This window comes from Xanthomonas sp. SHU 166, assembly GCF_000364685.1.
Classification (GTDB): domain Bacteria; phylum Pseudomonadota; class Gammaproteobacteria; order Xanthomonadales; family Xanthomonadaceae; genus Xanthomonas_A; species Xanthomonas_A sontii.
Genome location: NZ_AQOJ01000545.1, coordinates 1 through 2,563, shown reverse-complemented (window position 1 = coordinate 2,563; position 2,563 = coordinate 1). Strand labels below are relative to the sequence as shown.

The window sequence follows — 2,563 nt, the reverse complement described above, 5'->3', positions numbered from 1 at the left end:
TGGCGGCAGGCGCGTCGGCGGGTTTCTGGCAGCCGGCAAGGGCGGCGAGCAGGGCGGCGGCGAGCAGGTGCTTGCGCATCGGGGTTCCTGGAGTGGGTCGATCCACCAGGGTAGCTGCGCCGTGCTGCCAGCGCCCCTGCCATTGGATTACCCTGAACGCTTTCGCCATTCAGGAGCACCGCAATGCAGGACAAGGGACGTCGCCTTCATGGCCATGTCGCACGCGATACGGCGTTCGATCCGGAAGCCGCGGCCGCAGCGGCTGGCACGCTCGATGTCGTAGCGCCTGCGCGTGGGCGCTGGTGTCGCTGGGGCGCTTCCCTGGTGCTGGCGGTGTCGATCGCTGCCTGCAGCCGCGGCGGCGAGAGCGCGGCGCTGCCGGCCGCTCATCTCTATTCCGCCGATGCCGCCAGTAGCGCGGCCAGTGCCGCCGAGGCCGCAGCGCAGGCGGCAGAGGCAACCGTCGCAGCGCCGCCGCCGAGTCCCGGCGCTTTCGCCATGCCGTCCCTGGCCTATGAGCACGAGGTCGATGTGGCATTGCCGGTGGCGCAGATTCCCGCACGCCTCAAGCAACTCCAGGAAAGCTGCCTGAAATCCAGTTTCGGCGCATGCACGGTGTTGCAGGTCGAGCAGCGCGGCGGCGAGCAGCCGCGCGGTGAGCTCAGCGTGCGGATCGCGCCGGCCGGGGTCGAGCCGTTGATCGCGCAGGCGGGCCAGGATGGCCAGATCGAAAGCCGCACCACCCATGCCGAGGATCTGGCGCAGGCGGTGCAGGACAACGACGCGCAGCGCCAGCGCCTGCAGGCCGAGCAGCGGCGCCTGCAGGAGTTCCAGCAGCGCCGCGATCTCAGCGTGGCCGACATGATCGCGCTGTCGGAGAAACTGGCCGCCGTGGAGACGCAATTGCTCGCCACCAGCCAGGAAGCCGCACAGCAGCGCCGGCGCCTGGATACGCAGCGGGTGACGTTGACGTTCTCGGCGCCGACCGCCGAGCGGAGTCGCAGCGACATCGGCGAGGCGCTGCACGACAGCGGCGAAATCTTCGCCGGATCGATCGCCTGGGGGATTCGCGCGGTGGTCGGGCTGGCCCCGTTCGTGCTGCTCGGCTATGCGCTGTGGCGGCTGATCGCCTGGCGCCGACGTCGGCGTCGTTCGGCCTAGGAGACAGGCGCTGTTCCCGTCCGATGAAATCGGGCGGGAGCGGATGGAGGTGAGTGTGCGTGGTGTTGCCACGCGTTGCCGACGGAACGGTGGCACGTCATCCAGCGGCAGTGAATGATGAGGGGGGGGGCGGGTCGCGGCTGAAGCGGCTGCTACCGTTCTTCTCGTCTGACCCTCAAGCTTGAGCAACAGCAAAACGACTTCTGCCGGGGCTCGCGATACATTGGCTGCGAGCACTGTGGGAGGGACTTCAGTCCCGACGCCTTGAAGTCGGGTACCTGAGGCACGGCTGGCGCCTCTGGAAATCCAGGATGCTTGCCATGGGCACGCCAGGACGCTGCGCCATGCGGCGCAACGTCCCGGATGCAGGCCCTCAGCCTTCGTCCTGTTCGAACTCCACGACCACGTCCAGTTCGAACGCCAGGGCTTCCACGGCCTCGCGCACCTTCTGGGCGGTGGCGGCGTTGCCGGCCTCCACTTCCACTTCGTGGGTGCCCGGTCCCTGGTCGTCGGGCAGGCCGGCGGAACTGGAATCGTCGTCGTCCATGTGCGGCATCAGGTCGTCGATTTCCTCGACGTGTTCGATGCCGTCCAGGCTCGACAGCAGGTTGATGATGGCGCGGGCATCGTCCTCGCTGCCGGTGATGCGGATGCGGAGCTGGGGCATGGGCCTTCCTCTTGGGGGGAAGGCGCAGGCTAGGCAGGCATCGGCTAAGGCGGGGTGATGACGCGCTCAATGCATCGGCGCGACCGCATCCGGCCCGGCATGTTCGGCTACGGGCAGCAGCAGCGCCTCGGCGGCCGCGCGCAGCAGCGTCGGGGCGATGTAGCGGCGGTGCGCGGCGGCGATCAGCGCCATGTACAGGTGCCCGAAGCGGTTGCGGCAGGCCACCCGCGTTTCCAGGCTCAGTTCGGCGCTGCCGTCGTCGCGCAGCGTCACCCCGACGCAACTGCGGAACACCAGGTGGCGGTCGTCGGCACCGAGCAGCACCTGCACGCGCCGCGCCTGCGCGGTGGAGGCCTGCGCCAGCACCGGGAACCGCCCGGCAAACAGTTGATCGCGCTGCGGCGACAGCAGCGAGGACACCGGGCAGCCCAGCGGCGAGGTGCGCAGCCGCAGCGGCGCCACCAGCACGTTGCGCAGGCGCATCAGCCAGGTCACACCGCGGGGCGGGTGCTGCAGGAAACCGTCCAGCAACGCCGTCATCAGCGCATGCGCTCCCAGTGGCCGCAGCGCCTGCGCCGGCACCCTCAGCCGCACGCTGTCCTGGTGATGGTGCGCGGGCAGCTGCGGTTCGAGCAGCGAGCCGGGCAGCAACTGCGGCGTCACCCGCGCCCGCGACAGGCGCGGCGCCAGTGCCGCGAAGCCGGCCGGATGTCGCCAGGCACCCAGCCGCTGCCG

At 70.0% G+C, this 2,563-nt stretch carries 3 protein-coding genes; 1 reads left to right on the top strand and 2 read right to left on the bottom strand.

Translation table 11 applies throughout. From position 1 onward, the window contains the following. The first annotated feature begins 333 nt into the window (after positions 1-333). Entirely contained in the window at positions 334-1,161 is an 828-nt protein-coding gene (locus D180_RS13990; RefSeq protein WP_043090998.1) for a DUF4349 domain-containing protein, read from the top strand. A 373-nt stretch (positions 1,162-1,534) separates the two neighbouring features. Here D180_RS13990 and D180_RS13985 read toward each other — a convergent pair whose 3' ends face one another. Together D180_RS13985 and D180_RS13980 are read right to left on the bottom strand one after the other, a co-directional pair. Next, positions 1,535-1,828, bottom strand: a complete 294-nt coding sequence (locus D180_RS13985) for a hypothetical protein (protein WP_017909065.1) — start codon at positions 1,826-1,828, stop codon at positions 1,535-1,537. Between the two features lie 66 nt (positions 1,829-1,894). Beyond that, on the bottom strand, positions 1,895-2,563 hold a 669-nt coding region (locus tag D180_RS13980; protein WP_017913290.1), incomplete at its 5' end, for a DUF2867 domain-containing protein.

Coding starts and splice junctions, on each gene's coding strand:
- D180_RS13985 (WP_017909065.1), bottom strand. CDS start 1,828: ATGCCCCAGCTCCGCATCCGCATCACCGGCAGCGAGGACGATGCCCGC.